A 22,661-nucleotide genomic window follows, 5' to 3' on the forward strand; every position below is an offset into this window, starting at 1 on the left:
ATGAAGATGGAACATCATGCTTCGATAACTTCACTAGTGATTGTCATCATTGTTGCATTTTTAACACCTATTTTACTTCACCGGTTAAAATTGAGCATCATACCAGTTGTTGTCGCGGAAATCATTATGGGACTCATCATTGGTAAAAGCGGCTTCAACATCGTCCATGAAGATGCCTGGCTGGGGACGCTTTCTACATTAGGCTTCCTGTTCCTGATGTTCCTGAGCGGGTTGGAAATAGATTTCTCTGCCTTCTCAAGTGGCAAAAAGAATAAAACATTGGCTAATGGAAAAAAGGAGCCGAACACTTTTGCAGTTGCATCCATCATCTTCGCGGGCATTTTTATTGCCTCACTTGGATTATCCTATTTATTTGTACTTGCCGGCTTTATCGAAAATGTATTCTTAATGACGTTGATTATATCGACCATCTCACTAGGGGTCGTAGTCCCTACACTTAAAGACGCCCATTTAATGAAGACGAATATCGGACAGATTATTTTATTAGTGGCCGTCATCGCGGATCTTGCTACGATGATCCTCCTTGCTGTCTTCGTCTCCCTTTATGATGGGGGAGAAGGAAATACATGGCTGCTTCTCGTATTGTTTGCAGCAGGAGTTGCATTGTATTTTGTAGGAAAAGTTTTCAAAAATCGTACGTTCATAAATGCGCTATCGACTGGTACTACCCAAATAGGAACACGTGCAGTTTTCGCACTGATTATCCTGCTGGTAGCAATTTCCGAGACGGTTGGGGCTGAAAATATCCTGGGTGCATTCCTTGCTGGTGTGCTTGTTTCACTGCTGGCACCAGACCAGGAAATGGTCCACAAACTGGATTCGTTTGGCTATGGGTTTTTAATCCCGATTTTCTTCGTCATGGTCGGTGTTGATTTGGATATCTGGGCACTATTCAGCGATAAGAAGCTTCTAATGCTTATTCCGCTATTACTGCTGGCGCTATTCTTATCTAAACTGATCCCCGTCTACCTATTGAAAAAATGGTATGATTCGAAAACGGTATTAGCAGCTGGATTCTTGTTGACGTCAACTTTATCGCTTGTCATCGCGGCCGCAACAATAGGGGAAAGAATGGAAATGATCACTCCTCAGATGAGTGGGACATTAATTCTTGTAGCGGTGATATCGAGTGTCCTGACACCGATTTTGTTCAAGAAGTTGTTCCCGCAGGAAAAAGCAGAAGAGAAGAAAGTGAAAGTGGTCTTCATTGGTGCCAATCAGATGACACTTCCTGTTTCCCGGGGTCTGCAATCTTCCTTATATGAACCTGTTCTTTATCATACAAAGCAAGAAAAAGCTGAAAAACAAATCGCTGATTCTGTTTTTGATATCATTGAGATGGAGAATTACGAAATTGAAACGCTTAAAAAACATGAAGTATATACCGCCGATATTATTGTCATTTCCACCGGAGATCCTGACTTGAATGCAACGATTGCCGTCAGTGCGAAGGAACAGGGTGTTGGTCGTGTCATTGCCAGGATTGAAAGTCCGGATCTGGCAGAAAAAGCCCAGGAAGAGGGAATTGAGGTCTTCTCGGTCCTCCGTTCTACCGAATCGCTGCTTCGAGCCATGATTGAATCACCTGGGGTCATGACGATTCTGACCAATCAGGATAACTCGCTCCATGAGATCAGAATGCTGAATGATCACTTTGACGGTATGACTATAAGACGATTCCCGTTCACCGGAGATGTCATATTTGTCCGCATCCTGCGCGGAAATGATTCAATTGTACCTCACGGTGATACCGAGCTAAGGCTGAACGACCGTCTTATCGTTACAGGTTCCAAGGAATATGTCGATGAACTGAAACGCGAGCTTGAATTCTGTTTTTGGTGTTAAATTGAACTAAACCCGCCTTACCGGCGGGTTTTTCTTTTCAAATGAAACATTATAGTGTAGAATTAGCACTAGGTACTAATAACTTGTATTAACAGGGGGATTATTTTAAAATGACTCTTTCATTGAACGGTAAAACATATGTAGTAATGGGTGTAGCCAATAAAAGGAGCATCGCCTGGGGTATTGCTCAATCTCTCCACAATGCCCGGGCAAATTTGATTTTCACTTATGCAGGAGAACGCCTGGAAAAGAGCGTACGCGAACTTGCGGCATCCCTGGATGAAAATTATTTAGTCCTGCCTTGCGATGTAACAAGTGATGAAGATGTCGCTAAATGCTTCAAGGACATCAAGGAAGCTTCTGGCACGATTTATGGTGTTGCACACTGTATCGCATTCGCGAACAAGGAAGAACTGCAGGGCGACTATATGAATGTGTCACGCGATGGATTCCTGCTGGCCCATAATATCAGTGCATACTCACTGACTGCCGTCGCCAAGGAAGCGAAAGAGCTGATGGCTGAAGGCGGAAGCATTGTGACATTGACTTACCTGGGCGGGGAACGCGCAATCCCGAACTATAATGTCATGGGTGTCGCAAAAGCATCCCTGGATGCAAGTGTCCGCTATCTTGCTGCAGACTTAGGAAAGCATAATATCCGTGTGAACTCTATTTCGGCAGGACCAATCCGTACACTGTCTGCTAAAGGTGTAAGTGACTTTAATTCAATCTTGAGGGATATTGAAGAAAGAGCTCCGCTTCGCCGCAACACTACTCCTGAGGAAGTAGGCGACACAGCGGTATTCCTGTTCAGCGACATGTCACGAGGAATCACCGGCGAGAATATCCATGTTGATTCAGGGTTCCATATCCTATAAAGATCTTTTACGAAAGCAAAGTCCGTTTGAATCTCAAACGGGCTTTTTTTATGTATATAGGCATTTTTACTTCAAAAAGTTTTAACCCTGGGTGAATGTCCAGCATAAACATAAAGAGACTAATTGATTCGACCCGGGAGGTTTCGAAATGGCCCGAAGAAGAAAACGTATGAACCCTTTGTTATATATTGATCAGCCGACATATCAAGATGTTTCAACCAAAATGCAGGATAAATTTATTTTCAATGATCAAGAGCAAGTTGAAGAGAAGGATGTTCAATTGCCAGAGGAAGCTGCAGCAGAAAGCCAAGTTGCGGTTGATATGGCAGAAACCAGTACTGAGGAAGACATAATGGAAAGCGATGAGCTAATGGAAGAAACGGAAAAAAAGCCATTCAAGGAAATGGCCATTCATGAAAAGATTGAGTATTTAGCACAATTTCCTGCTACGATTGTGAAAATTCAATACAGTTTCATCACTAAGGAAAATAAGATTGTAGGATATTTCATTTCTAAGGAAGATGATCACATCCGAGTTTTTCCAAGGAACAAAAGAAAGCCATTAAAAATAATGATCGATGAACTCCAGGACATTAGAATTAGCGGTTTATAAAGGTAAAGGGCTACCTTTTGGCAGCCCCTTATCCTTACAGGTCTTCTGTAGCTACTGGATCCAGGCAAACCACTGCGCAGAAGCAGTCAAGGTCTACAGTCATACAGATGCCGGTTCTGAAGAAAGTAGTTTCTCCGTTGATTTGGCTGCAAGGATCGTCATATTTGCTCAAACCATTAGGTTCGTCAGTTGTTGTCAGCAACTCCAGCTTAGCGCAGTTGTCATCCACTTTTGACACCCTGAAGAAGAAAGACTCAATGCAGCGTAATGTTTGAGTGGTTCCATTTGTTCTTTGAAGCAACTGAACACCTGTACCAAGGAATGGTTCACATCCGCAGTACAGGATTAGCGGAATTGTATCAAAAGTTGTCGGAGTAGTCGCTCCCGCAAGAAGATCCTGGATGGATTTATGGCAGCTTACATCACAATCACCATCATCGTTGTCAACTTCGTCTTGAGCGTCTGCAACGCGCTTTAAAATATCCGCTACACAACTATCTGTGTCAAATTTTCTTTTTCCACAAGACATATAATTCATCTCCTTTTAGTTGATATGACCTATTGTCCTTAATAGAATATGAATTGCCTCTCTAATGGTGTGGGTGTTTGTCTAATTTTCATCATGATTCCCATAAAAAATGATGACAGGAGCGGACAGGCACAAGCCTATACATAGGGATTTGCCCCACATAAACTGTAGGGACTCGATTTAATACTGGTGGTGAAGTGGATGGGCAATTGGATGGATCTATTCCTTATTGTATTTGCGAGCTTCCGTTTGACCAGGCTGATCGTCTACGATACAATCACTGAATTTATTCGGGCACCATTTCATGATACGGTGGTTGAAAGCCAGGAGGACGGCAGCACGGAAACTTATATTGAAATAAAAGGAGAAGGGCTGAGGTATTGGATCGGCGAGCTGTTAAGCTGCCATTGGTGCACGGGGATTTGGTCGGCGACAGTCCTGTATGCTGGCTACGCCTTGCTGCCGCAGCTATCAATGCCAGTCATCATAGTGTTGGCGATTTCCGGGGTGGCTTCGGTAATCCAGCATCATTTCATAAAAGACTGACAGAGATAAATTAGTGAGTCCGTCCAGAACCCATTTGAAACATTGTTCATAAACTACCATATGGACTCTTTAAAAAAGGGGTTGTAGTAATGGAGCAAGAACAAAAATCTCCAAGCAGCAATGATTGGACGGTATCCAAGAAAAATGCCTCAGCTCGCCGTGTGCGGAAAAAACGTGGCTGTGGTTGTGGAAAGAAGAAAAAACAATCATCATGAAAGCAGCGTCTGCCTGATCATATGGCAGGCGTCTTTTTTTTTTAATGATTTTGCTGAATTGGGCATTCTATAAAGGGCAGATGAATTTGGCTCTTGGACATACCCATATTTCCAATAATTTGCTGCCAGAAATGCTGAAACCACTTCATTTACATTACTTGGAAATAAAACTCGTGCTGAAAAATTCATAAATTGGGTTTTAGACGTGGAAAATAATTTTATCAGATGAACCATAGGAAGGGATTTATGATGAATATGAGACAGACAGTAAGTATTTTGGCAATATTAGTCATGCTAGGAGCTGGAACGGCTGGCTGTTCTTCTTTCGGAAAAACCTCCCCAGAGAGCAGAGCATCCATGATTCAATCAGTCAATCCTGACCCAGGAGCGACGAATGATCTGGAGGAGAAGGATCTTAAGCTTGCTAAGAAGGTCAAGAAAGATATCGCAGCACTTGATGCTATTTATGATGTGGCCGTCATTGCAGGAAAAAAAGAAATTTTAGTCGTATACAAGGTCAAGCATTTGAAGAGATTTGGCATGAAGCAGATTGAGAAAGAAATCAATAAGAAGTTGGAAAAGAACTATCCTGATGAAGATTTCATTGTTTCCAGCGATTACAAGATTTTTATAGAGGCTGTCGAGCTTCGGGAGAGAATGAAGGATCCGTCCTTTCCGGATAAGAAAGCTGAGGAGCAATTGCAGCGGATTATTTCGTTGAAAAAAGAATTAACATAAGAAAGGATGGGTGTGATGGGGGATAAAAAAAAGCAAAAAATGACACCTGAGCAGCAGCAATATCAGCAGTTGGAACAAAAGCATGAAATCAAACGGCCAGTAGTGAAAAATTGCATAAAAGCATTTTTGGTTGGTGGATTGATTTGTACAATTGGACAGGCAATCACCTATTTTTATATCTACTTTTTTGATTTCACTGAACAAACAGCCGGAAATCCGACAGTTGCGACAATGATTTTTCTATCCATGCTGCTGACCGGGTTTGGTGTTTACGACCACATCGGCCAATTTGCAGGAGCGGGCAGTGCTGTTCCAGTAACTGGCTTTGGGAACTCTGTCATCTCGGCAGCGATAGAACACCGTACTGAAGGTTTTGTCCTTGGTGTCGGTGGAAATATGTTCAAGCTTGCAGGATCAGTCATCTTGTTTGGTGTCTTTGCTGCTTTTATTGTAGCACTTATAAAGACTTTGTTGACCATGATGGGGGTGCTGTAAATGTTGGTTGGAAAGCAGTCATGGCAATTTTCGAACCGTCCTGTCATCGAGTCATGGGGCTCATCAGGGGGCCCGTTTGAAGCGGAGGGAAAACTCGCTGCGGACTTTGATGTCCTGCATGATGATTTGTGGATGGGAGAAGAATCATACGAGAAGGCTCACAGAGTTCTATTGGAAGAAGCGATTAAATCAGCGTTGCAAAAGGGGAATTTCAACAAAGAGGACATGCAATTCATGCTGGCAGGTGATTTAATCAACCAGATTACACCGACCAGTTTTGCGGCAAGAACGATGGCAATTCCTTATTTTGGCCTTTTCGGCGCATGCTCTACTTCAATGGAGGGGCTTGCACTAGCATCGTTCATCATCAACTACCAGGGAGCAAAGAAGGTTGTAACCGGTGCTTCAAGCCACAATTCAGCCGCAGAAAAACAATTCCGCTATCCTACAGAATATGGCGGGCAAAAACCTCCGACTGCTCAATGGACCGTAACTGGAGCAGGAGCGGCAGTTGTTACGGACAATTCTGATAAGCAAGGGAAAATCGTCACGACCTCAGCCACTATCGGAAAAGTAGTGGATATGGGGATTTCGGATCCGTTTAATATGGGAGGGGCTATGGCACCTGCAGCAGCGGATACGATCATCTCCCATTTTAAAGATTTTGGACGGGAACCATCTTATTATGATTTAGTCGTCACGGGGGATCTTGGAAGGATTGGGCAGGCGGCTACCTACGAGCTATTACAGAAGGCTGGGCTTGATATAACGAAGGAACAATTTCAGGATTGCGGTCTGATGATCTATAACGAAGACCAGCCGGTTCAATCAGGGGGGAGTGGAGCAGGGTGTTCTGCATCCGTCTTATATGGACATTTACTCAACAAGATGAACAGTGGGGCATATAAGAGAATCCTTGTTGTTGCTACAGGAGCTCTGTTATCACCACTGTCATTCCAGCAAAAAGAAACGATACCATGCATTGCCCACGCTGTTTCGATTGAAATGGATTAGAAAGGAGGAATCGCTTTGCTGCCAATGTTTTTCTGGGCTTTTGTTGTCGGAGGCTTGATCTGTGTATTCGGCCAGCTGATGTTTGATATTGTGAAATTGACACCAGGACATACGATGAGCCTGCTCGTGGTTATAGGGGCTATCCTTGATGGGTTTGGATTATATGAACCCTTGATTGATTTTGCTGGAGCGGGTGCTACGATTCCAATTACTAGCTTTGGCAATTCGCTAGTTCATGGAGCGCTCCAGGAAGCGGAGCAGCATGGGCTTGTCGGGGTCCTGACAGGAATGTTTGAGATAACGAGTTCAGGTATCTCGGCTGCAGTTATCTTTGGGTTTATCGGTGCCCTTATTTTTAAACCAAAAGGTTGATTTTGTGGCAAGAGGGATGATCAAATGCCGGATATTCTTAGGACAATCATACGCTCCATCATGCTTATCATTGGCTTGTTCATCATCACAAAGCTTCTTGGGAAAAAACAGCTATCAAGTCTGTCATTTTTCGAATATATTGTAGGGATCACGGTGGGCGATATTGCCGGTACATTATCGATGGATCCTGACTTGAGCTTAAGGGATGGGATTGCCAGCCTGGTTGTCTGGTCATTCGTTCCCTTGGCGATTTCAACTATATCCTTAAGGAGCAGAGTGTTCCGCAGAATAGTGGAGGGGAAATCAACGACCTTCATTAAAAATGGCAATATTTTAGAGAAGAATATGCGGAAAGAAAGATACAGTATTGACGAGCTGCTGGAACAACTCCGCAAGAAAAGTGTATTTAAGGTGGCTGATGTTGAATTTGCGTCACTTGATTCGAACGGTGAATTGAGTGTTTTATTGAAAAAAGCAAAACAACCTTTAAAATACGAAGACCTCGGAAGTCAATGGGAAGAAGAGTCTGCCCCGGTGCCCGTTTTGATTGACGGCAAAATAATTGAGGAAAACCTTGGCCGTGCAGGCATCGATCGAGAAGAACTTAATGGGAGAATCCAGGAAAAAGGATTTGAACCTCAGCAGGTTTTTTATGCAGAAATGGATTCAAAAGGAGACCTTAGTGTAGACCTTTATGATGAATACATATCCTGTCCTTTTCCAGACTTTGATCATATTTGATCAGCGATTCATAAATGGGTGGGGGCTCGCCCATACAAAATCGTCAAGCCTCACATATATTGCTATTGAGTAATAAAAAGTGAGGTGAAGAAGAATGGGCTACGGTTGGTGTGGTGGCGGCTACGGCTATGGCGGTGGCGGCTATAACGGCTCCACTTTCGTTTTGATCGTCGTATTGTTCATTTTGTTGATTATTGTAGGAGCAAGCTTCTACAGCTAAGAAGCCGAAGAAAAAGTTGTTCCAATTCGGGACAGCTTTTTCTGCATGAACTTATGTTAATATTCCAAATCTCACTTTCACCTTTTTTTGCTTCCTTCATACTATAGAGTAGTTAAAGAAGGAGGCGTGATTTATATGGATAATAATTTCTTCAAGAATATAGAAAAAAAGACTGGCGTAAATATGAATGATGTATTTGAGCTAGCAAATTCATTACAAAATGCGAACTTTAAAGATGAGCAAACTGTAAGAGGCGTTATCCGCCGTGTATCAAAAATGGCTAACAAACCTGTGAATAAAGAAATGGAAGACAAGATTGTGGAATCCATTGTCAAGGATGGAAAGCAGCTTGACTTTGGCCAGATCTCAAAAATGATCAACAAGAAGTAATTCTTGAAATGCCAAATCAGGACCTGAGTTTAAATCCCCAGGTCCTGATTTGGCATTTTTCTTTTTATGTTGGATAAAAAGCGGGAAGGGTTAGCCTTTCTTCCGCGTCTCTTTTGGGGAACTGAAATGAACAAGTTCTTCTCTGCCCTTGTCACTGCAACATAGAGTAGACGGCGTTCTTCTTCCAGGGGCAGCTGGTCTCCATTACGATACGCATCCAAAGCGTAATCATGAGGAATGCTGCCGTCAACTGTCCCGATAATATAGACATTTCCGTATTCCAACCCCTTGGCTCGATGGATGGTGCTAAGAGTGATGGCGTCGTTAAGCTTTCTGCTGCTCCGTTTGATTTCAGCATTCATGGCTGTCATATGGTCAGCATGCTCAAGGAATTCTCCGATCGTTTTAAAATTGCGGGCAGCCACCCTTAAATCCCGGATGTCGTCAGAGCCCTTTTCAAGCTGGTTGCCTTCATTCCCGCGCTTTTTGATAAAGTCCTGGTAACCAAGGTCCTTTTCAACTATATCAATCGCCGCAAGGGGGGATAGTGAAGTCAGAGAGTGGACAATCGGGATAAGTCTTTTTAATTTTTGTTCCTGGAAGGCAAAGCCGGTCTTTACATAGGTAAGTGCTTCAAGCATGGAACAATCATTCAGGATACTATTCGCCTGTAAATCACGGAAAATCGACTGCTTCAAAAATAGGGATGGAAGAATATTTTTGATGGCCTCCGGGTCATCCGGATTCATGCTAAGCCGCAGGAAGGACAGCATTCCTTTTACCATGAAGCGTTCATAAAAGGATTCAATATCCTGATCCAGCCGGAATGGCAAGCTTGAAGTGGCAAGCCTCTCGAAAACTGAGCGGCTGGCTGCATTGGTCCTGAACAGGATGGCGAAATCACCGGGGCGTTCACCTTGTTCAATCCGTTCTTTTATGTCTGTCAAAATCATCGTTGCTTCTTCTTCTTCATCATAAGGATGGAAGATTACCGGCGAACACTCTCCGGAAAACTGAGCCCGCATTTCTTTTTCATGGCGAGTGAGATTTGCTGATATCAGCGTGTTGGCTGTCTCGACAATCTCATGCGGCGAACGGTAATTTTGGTTCAAGATGATTAGTTGGGTATTCTGAAAGTCTGTCTTGAACTTGAACAGATAGGCAGGATCACTGCCCCTGAATGAGTAGATTGACTGGTCGTCATCTCCGACAGCACACACATTTCCATGCTTTCCAGATAGCATTTTCATGAGTTCGTATTGAACTTTATTGATATCCTGAAACTCGTCAATCAAAAAATGATGAAAACGATTTTGATAGTTTTCCAGTATTTCGGGCTTTTCCTTGAAAAGCTGATAACATCCGAGAAGCATATCATCAAAATCAAATAAATGTTGCCTCTCTTTAGCTGTTTCATAGTCTTTATACAGCAGAGCAACCTTTTCTTCCCAAGGAGATTCCGCTTTAACCTCATGTGGCATGATCATTGTATTTTTCCATAAACCGATTTGCTGCAGAGCCAGATCATAAGCGAACTCTTTTTCATCGAGCTGCAGCTTCCTCCCAGCTTCCTTAAGAATTTGCTCCCGTTGCCATTCTTTTTTCATCAGCTTGTCAGATGACCATTTTTCACGTTCGTGAAAACAAAGGATACGGTAGAAGATGCTATGGAATGTGCCGGCGATCAGCTGATTGACCTTAGCGGGGGACATGCCCGGGTAATGGGCAATCCGTTTCTTCATCTCAGCAGCAGCCTTCGCGGTGAAGGTTACAAGCATGATTGAACCAGGGTCAACCTTCTTTTCTTCAATCATGAAGGCGGTTCTAGCGGTCAGCACTCTCGTCTTTCCACTCCCGGCACCTGCCAGAATCAATAAGGGGCCCTCTGTAGAAACAACAGCTTTTTCCTGGTTGCCATCAAAATGGACCCCAGCTTCTTTAAGCAGTTTTAAATAGTTTACCTTTACCCCTGGCTTAGCAGGTGGGAGCGGAGTAAAAGGTGATGGAATCTTAACTTCACGCGGATAGATGAATTTTTCTTCTCTTTCAGCCTCAGCTGTAATCGTACGGGACTTTGGCATGCGAAAGCCGTTTCGTTCGGTATATTCTGTTTTCTCGGTAGTCTGAAGGGCTGGGAAGTGTTCGTTATGATCGATGCAGCCTTCCTTTGCAGAAAGATAGTGGTAGAAATGGGGCTTTTCTTTTATGCCTAGATAAAGGAGTACTTGTTCTCCGCATACAGAACATGTAAGCATTCCTTTTTTAGCATCATCATAAAGCTTTTGGTAATCCTCACGGTTATAGTGATCAAGGTTTATTATCTGTTGATTATACTTGGCTGTTTTCATGTTTTCCCTCATCTCCGACCAAAAATAGCACAATCTTTATCATATCAGAATAAGATTTTTTACAAAAGATGTTTTCTGCTCGGTTTACCACTTTACGATTTAGCAGAAAAGTTTTCCATTAATAGTTTACTACGGTCATAAACAGGGAAAAGGAAAAGAAGAATATAGTGAGAAGGTAAATAATATGGCTTGGGGGATATCAAAATGGGATACATTCTTCCAGTGACAAATTATCAATATATACAATATGCTGAGCGGGAAATAGGAACAGATTATGATCCATTTCAGATCCAAAAGGTTAGCAGGATCCGCAAAGAAGATCCGGTAGAAAAAGGGCAGGAACGACAAGAACAAGCCGTTGCACCTATGCAAAAACGGAAGGACCATCAGCCTGTTACAAGAATGCAGCTGGCAGCTTCTGACATAAGCTACTCTGCTATTGATCGGATTTATAAGAAAAAGGTGAATCCTTCAGTGGTCAGCAAGGCATATGCTGAACTAACAGGAAAAGGAAGGCACTACAGCGAGTCAGTCTAAACTCAGCTGCAGTGCTTTTTTATTTAAGCTTAGAGGAAAAAGCGAAACTCCACTCAGATGAGTGGAGTTTCATTTCATTCATACATATTTTTTCATCGTTTTATGTGGAATCCCGGCATCCAGGAATTCTTCTGATACCGTTTCATATCCTAGCTTGCTGTAAAATGGGATGGCATGTGTCTGCGCATTCAGTTTTAAGGTGGAGATGCCTTGTGACTTGGCATATTCCTCGATTTTATTCATGACGGCGACACCAGCACCGTTTTTGCGGTTCTCTTTCAAGACACAAATTCTTTCAACCTTGCCGACTCCATCCAATACACGGAATCTCCCGGCTCCAGCAGCTTTTCCGTTATCATATAGCACAAAGTGGATTGAGTCTGATTCAAATTGATCAATTTCTTCTTCTTCAGGTACATTTTGCTCATGAATGAAGACAGTCTTGCGTACCTCGAATGCGTCTGCTAATTCTTGTTCGTTGGTTACGATTTTTACTTCCACGTTTGATTATTCCTTTCCAAGCCTGAATGTTTCATATACTGTCCACGATCCATTATCCAGCTGGTACAGTAAGTGAATCCTGTCGGCAGTATCCTCATAATGAACCTTTGTCATGCGCAGTGAACCATATACATCGGAATGCTCATCGTCGGACATTTTTTGCCCGATGGTGATATGGGGCACAAAGTTATACTCCTGATTCCCATCATCAAATGTTGCATTTAGCTCATTATGAAGCCTTTCCAGATCTTCTGGTGATTCAATCTTCAAGTAAATGACGTTGTTAACGGGCTTGAAGGATCCAATCTTAGTGACCTGTATATTGATTGGTTTGAAATTTCTGGCGATTGTATCGAGTTTATTTGCGATTTCCTTGATTTCTTCCTCCGTTGCTTCAAATGAGGACTTTAGTGTCACATGAGGCGGGATTAACGCATAGTGAGGATCATAGCGCCTTCTCATTGAATTCGCAAAATCCTGGATTTTCTTCGATGGAAAAATGACAATACCGAACTTCATCTCAGATACCCCCGTTTCATTAGTGTGGTGCACATGGATTAACTAAGAATACTAAAAATATGATTTACCATTCATTATAACAAATTTTCTAAATATATAATATAAAGAAGCATATATTATGAAAACACTTGTTTAATGGCCCTTTTGAGGTCAGGCTGCCAATAAGTCCAAGTGTGATCCCCGCTGAACTCATCATAAAAATACCCAAAACCTTTGTCCTTGAAAACCTTTGAAAGCTCCCTGTTTGGTGTAAGGAAATCTTTATTTTTGGCTGAGCTCGTTTTGACTTCTGTTTCCTGCTCACCGACCGTGTGGTAAATGTGGAGCAACTCAGGTTGGCGGAAATCCTTAACGGCCTCAAATACATCTTCATTTACATATGGTGACTGCAGCAGCACTTTGCCAAATGTGTGCGGGTATTGAAGTGCTGCTAGCAAGGAAACGGTTGCTGCCAGAGAATCCCCAATCAGTGCGCGGCCCATGCCCATTTGGTAGGTTGGGTATTGTTCATCCAAATAGGGTACAAGTTCATGAGCCAGAAAACGGATATAGGCTTGATGCTGCTCTCCTTTTGGATGATATTTGCGCCGCCTGTCCTCAACCGATTCATATGGGATGCCTACGATGATGACGTTTTCAATTTCCTTTTTGCCAAGAAGCTCGTCTGCAACCCTTCCGATTCGGCCTAGCTGGAAATAATCCCGGCCATCCTGTGCAATAAGTATTGAATATTTATATAAGGGAGAATAATTGGCGGGCAAGTATACCAGCATGATTACTTCTTCTCCGAGTTCCTTGCTTTTAAGATTGATTTCTTCTATTTTGCCCATTGGAAATTCCATTCATTTACCTCCAAACAACAAATATCTTGTGTTTCATCACTAAGATTTTAGCATATGTATTTTAAAAAAGCTTTTTTGGCAATCTACTTGCAGTATTAAAGAAATATAGTAAGCAAGTAACATGTTTGACAATTGTGTGAACTCTTATGGTAAGATAAAGTTGAATAATTCTATTTCTTTAAGGGGGAAATCTGATGAAAAAAAGAAAGTTTCTTTTGTTCACTGCATTAATGCTGGTCGTTTCAATGGTGCTTGCAGCATGTGGCGGCGGCTCTGAGGAAAAGGGCGGCGGAGAAGGACAATCAGAAGAAAAACCAAAATACATGAGCATCCTTACTGGTGGTACGGGTGGTACATACTTCCCGTTGGGCGGATCATTTGCCAAAATCGTATCTGACGCAACAGGGGTTAGCACAAATGCTGAAACAACAGGAGCTTCTGCAGAAAACATGCAGAGCATTAAAGACAATAAAGGTGAAATTGCATTCACACAAACAGATATTGCTTCCTATGCAACTGAAGGAAAGCTGATGTTTGACGGAAATGCGATTGATAATATCAAGGCAATCGGAACACTATACCCTGAAACAATCCAAATCGTCACAACTGAAAAATCTGGAATTAAAACAGTAGAAGATCTGAAAGGCAAAAAAGTATCTATCGGAGCACCAGGTTCTGGTACAGCAGCGAATGCTGAACAGATTCTTGAAGCATATGGCATGACTCTTGATGATATCCAAAAGCAAGATCTTAGCTTTGATGAGTCAGTAAACGGAATCAAAGATGGCAATATTGATGCTGCATTCGTAACTGCTGGACATCCAACAGCTGCTGTTGAGGAACTGTCAGCAACAGAAAAAGTTGTAATTGTTCCGGTAGATGCTGAAAAAGCTGATAAGCTTATCGAAAAATATCCTTACTATACAAAGGAAGAAGTTCCTAGCGGAACATACAAGATTGGTGCAGCTGTTCCAACTGTAGCTGTTCAGGCGATGCTTGTTGTTAAAGCAGATCTTTCAGATGATGTTGTTTATGATATCACTAAGGCGATCTTTGAAAACCTGGATCAGGTACAACATGCAAAAGCAAAACAAATCAAGGCTGAAAATGCTTTGAATGGTGTAGGAATCGATGTACACCCTGGAGCTCAAAAGTATTTTGACGAAAAAGGAATCAAAGCTGCCGAGTAATAGGGTAAACCATGGCCGGACAAAACCCTTTCAGGGATTTTGCCCGGTCAATTAATATTCTGGATGGCATCTGTACTCCGGCGGTTCCACGAAAGAACAGACCGAACCCAATTCCGGTCTCTTTTACTGTATGGATATCAACCTCTTTGATAGTTATTGAACAGGCGAGGAAGAAGTTATATGAAACCAATTAAGATTAAAAACAAGATCTTCGTTCTGTTGCTCCTCATTAGTTTATTATTGATAATCTCAATTAAAATTCCTTACAAACAAGCTCTGGTTTTTCTTCAACCGGAAAAAGGTGATATACTCTGCTATGTGCCTATTGCTTCCGGGGAAAACTTTAAGATAAGGTATAAGCATTCAATTCATTTGTCTGATGTAATTGAAAGCTATAAAGTGACGAAGCAAAATGAAATACAGCAATATGAACTAGAATACGAAGACTTTGCAATAGGAATGCCTTCAGAAGTATCTGGAAGTGAAAGGTTCTTGATGGAGGATGGTAAGTACTATATAAAGAATATGGATAGAAGGTTTGAACATTTCGACCTGCGAGTTGGAAAAGTGAGGGCCAATCACACGTTTGTTCAGGGGAAGATCTCCTTTCCGCTTTCCAAGGCAATAGAGCCAGGAACAAGAGTGAGGATACAGGTCAGGAAAATTAATTTTATTCAGCAAATGAAAGGAGTGAATATCCTTGAGCGTAAAGAATGAAACTTTATCAGAACAGGAACAGCAAGAACTGCTGGAAAAATACGATCCTGAAGCTGCTTCAAGGAAATTAAAAGGAATAATGGGCATGATAGCATTCGTTCTGTTGCTGTCATTCTCACTATTTCAGCTGTATACATCAATATTTGGGGTTTTGACTGCGCAGCTGCAAAGATCGATTCATCTAGGCTTTGCGCTTGCGCTGATTTTTATTTTATTTCCTGCACGGAAGAAAGACCGTGTACATAACAAAGTGGCCTGGTATGATATCATATTGGCTGTTATCGCTATTGCAGTAGGTGCCTACTGGCCATTAATGATTGATGAACTAGTTAACAGGGTTGGGCGTCTCACACCTGTTGACTTTTATATTGGGCTTGCGGCTGTAATACTCGTCCTGGAAGCGACAAGAAGAACCGTGGGTTTGCCAATTACGATTATTGCAATTTTGTTTATGGTATATGCATTGTATGGTCCTTATATGCCGGGATTCCTGGCACACAGGGGACTGGAACTCGACAGTTTAATTCAAACTATGTTCTTCACCACTGAAGGCATACTTGGAACCCCATTAGGTGTTTCGTCAACTTTTATCTTTTTATTCTTATTATTTGGTGCTTTCCTTGTTAAAACAGGTGTTGGCCAATACTTTAATGACCTTGCTGTGTCAATCGCGGGCAAAAGAGTCGGCGGGCCTGCAAAGGTAGCGATTTTCTCGAGTGCCCTGCAGGGAACCATCAGCGGAAGTTCTGTAGCTAACGTTGTAACATCTGGTTCATTTACGATCCCGATGATGAAAAAACTTGGTTACCGCAAAGAGTTTGCTGGTGCAGTTGAGGCTGCGGCTTCTACAGGTGGCCAGCTGATGCCACCTATAATGGGGGCAGCTGCATTCCTGATGGTAGAATTCATCGGCGGCGGAATTACTTATTGGGATATCGCCAAGGCTGCCGCTATCCCAGCGTTGCTTTATTTTACAGGGATTTGGATCATGACCCATTTCGAAGCAAAACGGGTCGGACTCCGAGGTCTTAAGGATGAAGAAATGCCGAATCGTAAGGAAGTTCTGGCTAAAATTTACTTGCTTCTGCCAATCCTGGCGGTCATTATCCTGATGGTATCCGGAATGAGTGTTATGCGTGCTGCACTCTGGAGTATTTTGATCACCGTTGCTGTAAGTGCGATCAAGAAAGAAACAAGGATTGGATTCAGAGATATGATTGAAGCACTGGTGGACGGTGCGCGCACGGCATTAGGCGTAGCAGCTGCAACTGCCGCTGCAGGTATCATTGTTGGAGTAGTAACAAAAACAGGTCTGGGCTTAAAGCTTGCCAACGGGCTTTTGGATCTTGCCGGAGGACATTTGCTCCTTACCCTGGCATTCACTATGGTAGCATCTCTTGTTCTTGGTATGGGATCACCAACAACTGCTAACTACGTAATTACTTCAACGATTGCTGCCCCGGCAATCATACTGTTGGGTGTACCTGATTTATCTGCACACTTATTTGTGTTCTATTTCGGGATTATTGCTGATATTACCCCACCAGTGGCGCTTGCAGCATTTGCCGCAGCAGGAGTGTCTGGAGGGGAACCGATAAAAACAGGTGTCAACTCGGCAAAACTGGCTATCGCAGCGTTCATCATACCTTATATGTTCGTATTGTCACCAGAATTGTTAATGATTGATACAACATGGTATTATTTGATTTGGGTAGTATTTACTGCACTGGCAGGAATGATGTTAATTGGAGCTGGAATTATTGGATTCTGGCTGAGGAAGTTATTCTGGTACGAAAGGTTAATTGGTGTCGTTAGTGGATTGATGCTTATCTATCCTGAGAAAATTACCGATATCATCGGCCTTGGTTCATTTGTATTAATCATTGCTTTGCAATTATTGATTAAGCGAAATGATACCGCAGAGACAAGTCCAGCCAGCTAATAGTCTATTTAAGAAGTCCTCTTTGCGGGGGCTTCTTTTTTAGCTTGTTTTTAGCAATGTACGTTTTTCAGGCATGACTGAAAGAATATTTTCGACCTTGAAAAGGCGATCATCATTGCGGAGAAAACAAAAGGCTTTAAAGCAGGTGCCGCGCATTTCCTTGACGATGATCCTGCGATGAGTAATCTGGTTATTTGCGGCCAGGTAAATCATTTCAACAGGCTGGCTTTCATTAAGTGATCTTGTAAGCAGATTGTTCATAGTATCACCACCTTAATTGTATATTCCTATTATATCCGAACATTCGTTCTTTATTCAAGAAAATAAGAACGAATGTTCGTTTTAATTTTTGTGTTAAATGTTATAATTTTATTCATGGGGTGATAAATATGGAAAACGAAAAGCTGAAAATTTTTGACGAACAAGGAGCGGAAATAGGAACAGCACCTAGGTCAGAAGTACATAAAGCAGGTCATTGGCACGAAACATTTCATTGCTGGTTTACAGAGAGGACAGGCAAAGAGATTCTTCTATACTTCCAAGTTCGCAGTGCAGTTAAGAAAGATTATCCCGGTTTGCTGGATATTACGGCAGCAGGGCATATTCTTGCTAATGAAAGTGCTCCTGATGGCTTAAGAGAGGTAAAGGAGGAGCTAGGGATCGACCTGTCTCTGGAAGATTTGCATTCTTTAGGGATGATCAAAGATTCATTGACCAGTCCTGGATTCATTGATAATGAATTATGCCATGTCTTTTTATATGATCAACATCAACCTTTTGATAACTTCATGCTGCAAAGAGAAGAAGTCTCCGGCATCATGCTGGCAAAGCTCGCTGAATTTGAAAAATTATGGTTTGGAAAGGTTCAAGAAATTACAGTTGAAGGTTTCCTGGTAAGTGGGAATAATGAAAAAAAATCGCAAAGCATGCTTGTGACCAGGAGCGATTTTGTTCCCCATGAAGATGCATATATCGAAAGTGTGATTAAGGCGATCAAGTATTTATAGATTAGGATTTTTACACAAAATAATATTGACAATAGCTTCAATCCAGTATATATTAGTAAATGTCCTCACTAAATAGGACAAACTTAAATACGATTCCTTAGCTCAGCTGGGAGAGCGCTACCTTGACAGGGTAGAGGTCGCTGGTTCGAACCCAGTAGGAATCATACTAAAAAGCTTCAATCCTTTTATAAAGGGTTGAAGCTTTTTTTTCGTTCACCAACATTTTTTACATCAAGTTTGGTGGTATTTGTTCATTGCGTAAAACCGCAGGAGGTGTATTGAAAATATAAGGTGGTGCTGGTTTAAGCTTTGGCTTCGGTCCAAATGGAACCGGATTTTGAACATATTGGAATGTGCCCAGGCCATCCATGCTAGTACCGCTTGCCCATCTGCCCGCAGCACTTTCGTCTCCCTCTGAAAGGTTAAATAGCACGTAGGAAACTTCCTGTTTTTCCAGGTGTTTCGGGAATGTACTTGGCACCACTACATTTTCCTTTGATTCCAATTCTTTTATAGCGGCAATCCATTGATTTTGGTGCATGGTGTCTCTTGCCAGCAGCCAGGATAGCATATCCCGTACTCCCCGGTCTGTCGTTTCATAATATAGTCTTGCAACCTGTAGCCTTCCCTGGGATTCAGCATTCAGGTTAGCTCTGAAGTCGGCAAGAAGGTTGCCGCTCGCGACGATGTAATCTGCTGTCCACCGGTTTCCAACACTGTCAGCCGGCATGGCGCCTAATCCTGAGACGATGATATGCTGAGGATTCATGCCTCCTAAAATCGCCTTCATCATGGGATCCTTTGCGGCTTCCTCTTGTGCGGCAACAGGTGCTCCATCTAAAAGTCTGGCGACCATTGTAGAAAGCATTTCAATATGGGCAAGTTCTTCTGTCCCGGTATCCATCAAGAGATCCCGATATTTCCCATCCCCGCGCGTATTCCATCCCTGGAATAAATATTGCATAGCAACAGAGATTTCCCCGAATTGTCCACCTATAACTTCCTGTAGTTTCTTAGCATAGACAGGATCTGGCCGTTCTGGCTTTGCTTGATATTGTAACTCTTTTACATGGTAAAACATCATATTCCTCCTCAAACAAAAAATGCATTCCACACTTATCATATGGGCTATTAAGGTTTAAGGAACTTGGATTTGAAAAAGAGACATGGAATGTCGCGAATCATTTACCATTGTTTTGGTTTCAATCCACGGAGACAAGTTATTATCCTAAATAATCCTTCATATCCTAGTACGAAAAACATCATTGGAAGGGGGGAATGGACCATTTCCTTTTTTAAAAGAAGAGTAAAATCACCAATTGAAGTGATCAAAGTGGAGTTGCAAAATAGGCAAAAGGTGAAGCTGGTAAGGAACCCTACAGCGGAGGAGAAAAAAATCATCAATGAGATAAAGCGGAAAACCGAACAGTTAAATGAAAATAATATTACAAGAACGAAAGCCTACCTCGATTTTTATAAGAAGCATCCGGAAATCCACTGGGCATTCCTGGCCCATATGGTTTCTCGGAATGGCGGTTGGAGCATGACTGATTTAAAAGCTGAGCTTTTAAATAGAATATTATCTAAGGAAGAAAAGAAATCCTATTTCTCCTTCCTTGAACGAGGGAATTGGCTGATCTTCCAGGATGCCTATCCACAGCTCCTGCTTTATGAAGAAAGTATGAAGAGGAAAGAATCGCTATTCAGGCTCCTTCCGCACATGAACGTATCTGTATTTATGGAGACGATATGGGAGCACTTTTGGAAGACTTCCAACTCTTCTTTGCTCACTGTAGGGCTGATCATTAATGAACAGCATTATATAGAGAAAAGAGTCATTCAAAATCAAAAGTACATCCAAGAGGTCTTTCATACACTAGAGTTTGAAATACAGGATATTTTGTCCTTCAATCAAATTCTTTTCCCATACAATGATTATGGTGTAATGAAACTGGCGGGCCAGACAGTGAACCAATTTGAGTCGGTGCGCGAAAGAATCCAACTGGGAAAGCGGCTTTATGTTATTCTATTTGATCCTGATGTCCTGAACAAGGTGGAAGAGTGGGCCATCGAACAGTACCATACAGGTTCAAGAAAGGATTACTGGCCCCATATATTTAATGACGTTCATGAAGGGAGCCCCGGACTTAAATATCAAATTAAATTGAGTTCATGCAAGCTAAAACGAGGGGCTAGAAGGATTTATAGCCCCACACTGCAAAACGTATGGAAAAACATTCAGCATCCAGAGGCAGAAACTGGAGAATGGTTTCATGATATTAGAGTCTTGGAGTATCTTAAGGAGATAGAGGAACCCGCTGTTGGAAATATAGAATATGAGTATTGCCAAACACTCGAAAAGCTTGAACTAGCAGCCTTTGCTAAAAAAATTATTTCTATATTTGATTAGCATTCCTTTGGGAGGAGGGAGCGTTAATTGTCTATAGGTTCCTTACTGGGTGTGAAAAACTTCCTTCAGGAATATGCGCAAAGATGTCGAGATAGTGGTTTGATTATGACAGGTTTTAGTTGATGGAGCGCAAAGCTGTCAAGAAAGTGCTGTTATTATGACAGCTTTCCGTTTGTGGAGCGCAAAGCTGTCAAGAAAATACGGTTATTGTGACAGCTTTCCGTTTGTGAAGCCCGAAGCTGTCAAAAAAAGCGGTTATTGTGACAGCTTTCCGTTTGTGGAGCGCAAAGCTGTCAAGAAAATACGGTTATTGTGACAGCTTTCCGTTTGTGAAGCCCGAAGCTGTCAAGAAAATACGGTTATTGTGACAGCTTTCCGTTTGTGGAGCCTAAAGCTGTCAAGAAAAAGCGGTTATTATGACAACTTTCCGGTAGTGGAGCCCAAAGCTGTCAAGAAAGAGCAGTTATTATGACAACTTTCCGTTTGTGAAGCCCGAAGCTGTCAAGAAAAAGCGGTTATTGTGACAGCTTTCCGTTTGTGGAGTCTAAAGCTGTCAAGAAAAAGCGGTTATTATGACAACTTTCCGGTAGTGGAGCCCAAAGCTGTCAAGAAAGAGCAGTTATTGTGTAAAGAAACGGTTGTATAAAAACCGTTTCTTTTCTTATGGATGGTGTAGGTGTTCCTGGTGAGGGATACTTCCCGTAAGAGCTTCGATCCAAGTGTCTCCCAGTTGGCTTCCTGAATAGAGATAGATAACCAGCATTATAAAGGCGAGAATAGGTTTCATTACATATTTTTTGGGTGCGTTTGCTGACTCTGTTTGGGGGAGTATTTTAAACAGGAATAAAGCAGCTATTGAAATGGTTAAGAAGATATTGATCAATATCAGTGACTTTTCAGGTGGCAGCATTTCTCCAAGCATGGCCCCCATCATGCCGCCCATTATTCCTGACATAAGCCCCTCGATTGATGCAGCAGCATTGAATACAGCTCCCATTATTGTGCCAGCTGCTGCTCCTAAAAGCATGGAAAGAATGGTAGATAAAAATAAATCTCCGCGAAAAACAGCTCCAAGTAATACCCCGCTAGTCAATCCGATATTCATGCCGAGATACATTGATATGATCATCCCATTCATGCTCGTCAATTCATTTCTGTATCGAAGGCCCAATATTATGGAAATCACAAGGGTAACTGCGAGAGTGAAAAAAATATAAGCATTGAACAAAATCATGGCTAGCCTCCTTTTCACCATCTTATGAAAATGGAGGACAAACCATTACTAGATGAGTATAACTTCTCGTTTCCATTTAAAATAGCACCTGTCCAATTTGGACAGGTGCTATTGATGATGCGAATTTATCCGGTAAGTTTTGGCCACTCATTATAACGAAGAACATGGTAAATGGCCAGCCCGTCACTATAATTGCCGTTGCCGTAATCAACTGGGACCAATGAAAAGGTTGCCAGCCAGACAGAAAAATAGGAATATCGCACAAATATACTATGAGGTTCTATGAAGCCTTGTGAGATGAGTATATTCAGCACCAATACCGACCCAAGGTTAAAAATGATACCGCCAGCATGGACAAGGAAGTGTGTTAACCGATTATTCCATTTAAGTTGCTCATACTCACAAAAAGCGTCCAAAAAATACATGCTATTCAAACTGAATGGTCCTTTCTTGAAAACTGTTTTGCCTCGTCCGAGGGAGAAAGTGAATTTCCCTCCAAAGATCCACGCAAAAAAAGAATGTCCTAATTCATGTATCAGTGAAACGACAGGATAAATAAGTAAAAGGGCTAATAGAAAGCCCACGAAGTCAGAAAATCCGAACATGAGTTAGCAACCTCCTCTCTTATTATTATTCTGTTTTAGTAATGGCTTGATATTTATTGTTATATCCGCATTTCTTAGATTTGGCTCTTTTGAATAGGCGTAGGAAATGGTTGATAATCGAATACTATTAGCTTGTGGACTGCAATGTTTATGAAAAGAACCTAAGTATTCAATGTACAAGTTTTACCCATG

The 22,661-nt window shown here is 42.0% G+C and carries 27 protein-coding genes and 1 tRNA gene; 19 read left to right on the forward strand and 9 right to left on the reverse strand.

All coding sequences use genetic code 11. The features are described from left to right. The first annotated feature begins 6 nt into the window (after positions 1–6). From RH061_RS06670 to RH061_RS06680, 3 genes are all read left to right on the forward strand, one after another. A complete protein-coding gene (locus RH061_RS06670; RefSeq protein ID WP_311074808.1) occupies positions 7–1,866 on the forward strand; it encodes a monovalent cation:proton antiporter family protein in 1,860 nt (619 codons plus the stop codon). 110 nt (positions 1,867–1,976) lie between these two features. After that, positions 1,977–2,744, forward strand: a complete 768-nt coding sequence (fabI, locus tag RH061_RS06675; protein ID WP_311074809.1) for an enoyl-ACP reductase FabI — start codon at positions 1,977–1,979, stop codon at positions 2,742–2,744. Positions 2,745–2,892: 148 nt separating this feature from the next. Continuing rightward, positions 2,893–3,357, forward strand: a complete 465-nt coding sequence (locus tag RH061_RS06680) for a CotO family spore coat protein (RefSeq protein ID WP_311074810.1) — start codon at positions 2,893–2,895, stop codon at positions 3,355–3,357. Between the two features lie 34 nt (positions 3,358–3,391). Here RH061_RS06680 and RH061_RS06685 read toward each other — a convergent pair whose 3' ends face one another. Then, on the reverse strand, positions 3,392–3,886 hold the full coding sequence (locus RH061_RS06685) for a CotY/CotZ family spore coat protein (protein ID WP_311074812.1): 495 nt from the start codon (positions 3,884–3,886) through the stop codon (positions 3,392–3,394). Between the two features lie 201 nt (positions 3,887–4,087). Here RH061_RS06685 and RH061_RS06690 point away from each other — a divergent pair, with 201 nt between their 5' ends. From RH061_RS06690 to spoVIF, 9 genes are all read left to right on the forward strand, one after another. Then, positions 4,088–4,432, forward strand: a complete 345-nt coding sequence (locus tag RH061_RS06690; protein WP_311074814.1) for a DUF1360 domain-containing protein — start codon at positions 4,088–4,090, stop codon at positions 4,430–4,432. A gap of 89 nt (positions 4,433–4,521) precedes the next feature. After that, positions 4,522–4,647, forward strand: coding sequence for a hypothetical protein (locus RH061_RS06695; protein ID WP_311074815.1), 126 nt, complete (start codon positions 4,522–4,524; stop codon positions 4,645–4,647). A gap of 246 nt (positions 4,648–4,893) precedes the next feature. Then, complete coding sequence (locus RH061_RS06700; RefSeq protein ID WP_311074816.1) at positions 4,894–5,385, forward strand: YhcN/YlaJ family sporulation lipoprotein; 492 nt, start codon at positions 4,894–4,896, stop codon at positions 5,383–5,385. Between the two features lie 15 nt (positions 5,386–5,400). Next, positions 5,401–5,880, forward strand: coding sequence for a stage V sporulation protein AC (spoVAC, locus tag RH061_RS06705; RefSeq protein WP_311074817.1), 480 nt, complete (start codon positions 5,401–5,403; stop codon positions 5,878–5,880). Next, positions 5,881–6,894 carry a stage V sporulation protein AD gene (spoVAD, locus tag RH061_RS06710; protein WP_311074819.1) on the forward strand — a complete coding sequence of 338 codons (1,014 nt, stop codon included), beginning with the start codon at positions 5,881–5,883 and terminating at the stop codon, positions 6,892–6,894. Positions 6,895–6,909: 15 nt separating this feature from the next. After that, on the forward strand, positions 6,910–7,266 hold the full coding sequence (gene spoVAE / locus RH061_RS06715; RefSeq protein ID WP_311074820.1) for a stage V sporulation protein AE: 357 nt from the start codon (positions 6,910–6,912) through the stop codon (positions 7,264–7,266). A 24-nt stretch (positions 7,267–7,290) separates the two neighbouring features. After that, the gene (locus RH061_RS06720; protein ID WP_311074822.1) at positions 7,291–8,007 is read left to right on the forward strand and encodes a DUF421 domain-containing protein; all 717 of its coding nucleotides are present in this window, start codon (positions 7,291–7,293) and stop codon (positions 8,005–8,007) included. A 94-nt stretch (positions 8,008–8,101) separates the two neighbouring features. Further along, positions 8,102–8,227 (forward strand): YjcZ family sporulation protein, encoded by a 126-nt coding sequence (locus RH061_RS06725; RefSeq protein WP_311074824.1) that lies wholly within the window; start codon positions 8,102–8,104, stop codon positions 8,225–8,227. 135 nt (positions 8,228–8,362) lie between these two features. Continuing rightward, positions 8,363–8,617 (forward strand): sporulation-specific transcription regulator SpoVIF, encoded by a 255-nt coding sequence (gene spoVIF, locus RH061_RS06730; RefSeq protein WP_041968191.1) that lies wholly within the window; start codon positions 8,363–8,365, stop codon positions 8,615–8,617. 29 nt (positions 8,618–8,646) lie between these two features. Here spoVIF and RH061_RS06735 read toward each other — a convergent pair whose 3' ends face one another. After that, positions 8,647–10,965: a UvrD-helicase domain-containing protein gene (locus tag RH061_RS06735; RefSeq protein ID WP_311074827.1), complete on the reverse strand. Its 2,319-nt coding sequence runs from the start codon at positions 10,963–10,965 to the stop codon at positions 8,647–8,649. Between the two features lie 204 nt (positions 10,966–11,169). Between RH061_RS06735 and RH061_RS06740 the strand changes: the two genes are divergently transcribed. Beyond that, complete coding sequence (locus RH061_RS06740; RefSeq protein ID WP_311074828.1) at positions 11,170–11,502, forward strand: hypothetical protein; 333 nt, start codon at positions 11,170–11,172, stop codon at positions 11,500–11,502. Between the two features lie 78 nt (positions 11,503–11,580). Here the strand turns inward: RH061_RS06740 and RH061_RS06745 are convergent, their stop codons facing one another. From RH061_RS06745 to RH061_RS06755, 3 genes are all read right to left on the reverse strand, one after another. After that, complete coding sequence (locus tag RH061_RS06745) at positions 11,581–12,003, reverse strand: GNAT family N-acetyltransferase (RefSeq protein WP_311074830.1); 423 nt, start codon at positions 12,001–12,003, stop codon at positions 11,581–11,583. 6 nt (positions 12,004–12,009) lie between these two features. Continuing rightward, positions 12,010–12,522 (reverse strand): YjcG family protein, encoded by a 513-nt coding sequence (locus RH061_RS06750; protein ID WP_311074832.1) that lies wholly within the window; start codon positions 12,520–12,522, stop codon positions 12,010–12,012. 116 nt (positions 12,523–12,638) lie between these two features. After that, positions 12,639–13,364 (reverse strand): alpha/beta hydrolase, encoded by a 726-nt coding sequence (locus RH061_RS06755; RefSeq protein WP_311074834.1) that lies wholly within the window; start codon positions 13,362–13,364, stop codon positions 12,639–12,641. Between the two features lie 194 nt (positions 13,365–13,558). Between RH061_RS06755 and RH061_RS06760 the strand changes: the two genes are divergently transcribed. The 3 genes from RH061_RS06760 to RH061_RS06770 all read left to right on the forward strand — a co-directional run bounded on the left by RH061_RS06760 (position 13,559) and on the right by RH061_RS06770 (position 17,213). Further along, positions 13,559–14,554 (forward strand): TAXI family TRAP transporter solute-binding subunit, encoded by a 996-nt coding sequence (locus RH061_RS06760; protein ID WP_311074836.1) that lies wholly within the window; start codon positions 13,559–13,561, stop codon positions 14,552–14,554. Between the two features lie 180 nt (positions 14,555–14,734). Next, complete coding sequence (locus tag RH061_RS06765) at positions 14,735–15,271, forward strand: DUF1850 domain-containing protein (protein WP_311074838.1); 537 nt, start codon at positions 14,735–14,737, stop codon at positions 15,269–15,271. Further along, positions 15,255–17,213, forward strand: a complete 1,959-nt coding sequence (locus RH061_RS06770) for a TRAP transporter permease (RefSeq protein ID WP_311074841.1) — start codon at positions 15,255–15,257, stop codon at positions 17,211–17,213. Before RH061_RS06765 ends, RH061_RS06770 begins: the two co-directional genes overlap by 17 nt. Positions 17,214–17,252: 39 nt before the next feature. Here the strand turns inward: RH061_RS06770 and RH061_RS06775 are convergent, their stop codons facing one another. Beyond that, entirely contained in the window at positions 17,253–17,474 is a 222-nt protein-coding gene (locus tag RH061_RS06775) for a hypothetical protein (RefSeq protein WP_311074842.1), read from the reverse strand. 128 nt (positions 17,475–17,602) lie between these two features. Between RH061_RS06775 and RH061_RS06780 the strand changes: the two genes are divergently transcribed. Then, complete coding sequence (locus RH061_RS06780; RefSeq protein ID WP_311074844.1) at positions 17,603–18,220, forward strand: NUDIX hydrolase; 618 nt, start codon at positions 17,603–17,605, stop codon at positions 18,218–18,220. A gap of 91 nt (positions 18,221–18,311) precedes the next feature. Then, positions 18,312–18,384 (forward strand) — tRNA-Val (locus RH061_RS06785). Between the two features lie 62 nt (positions 18,385–18,446). Here RH061_RS06785 and RH061_RS06790 read toward each other — a convergent pair. After that, on the reverse strand, positions 18,447–19,301 hold the full coding sequence (locus RH061_RS06790; RefSeq protein WP_311076311.1) for a manganese catalase: 855 nt from the start codon (positions 19,299–19,301) through the stop codon (positions 18,447–18,449). A 252-nt stretch (positions 19,302–19,553) separates the two neighbouring features. Between RH061_RS06790 and RH061_RS06795 the strand changes: the two genes are divergently transcribed. Beyond that, entirely contained in the window at positions 19,554–20,630 is a 1,077-nt protein-coding gene (locus RH061_RS06795; protein ID WP_311074846.1) for a DUF2515 domain-containing protein, read from the forward strand. A gap of 661 nt (positions 20,631–21,291) precedes the next feature. Here the strand turns inward: RH061_RS06795 and RH061_RS06800 are convergent. After that, on the reverse strand, positions 21,292–21,864 hold the full coding sequence (locus RH061_RS06800) for a hypothetical protein (protein ID WP_311074848.1): 573 nt from the start codon (positions 21,862–21,864) through the stop codon (positions 21,292–21,294). Between the two features lie 125 nt (positions 21,865–21,989). Further along, complete coding sequence (locus RH061_RS06805) at positions 21,990–22,469, reverse strand: hypothetical protein (RefSeq protein ID WP_311074850.1); 480 nt, start codon at positions 22,467–22,469, stop codon at positions 21,990–21,992. Between the last annotated feature and the right edge of the window lie 192 nt (positions 22,470–22,661).

Origin of the sequence: Mesobacillus jeotgali (assembly GCF_031759225.1) — a bacterium.
Taxonomy (GTDB): domain Bacteria; phylum Bacillota; class Bacilli; order Bacillales; family Cytobacillaceae; genus Mesobacillus; species Mesobacillus jeotgali_B.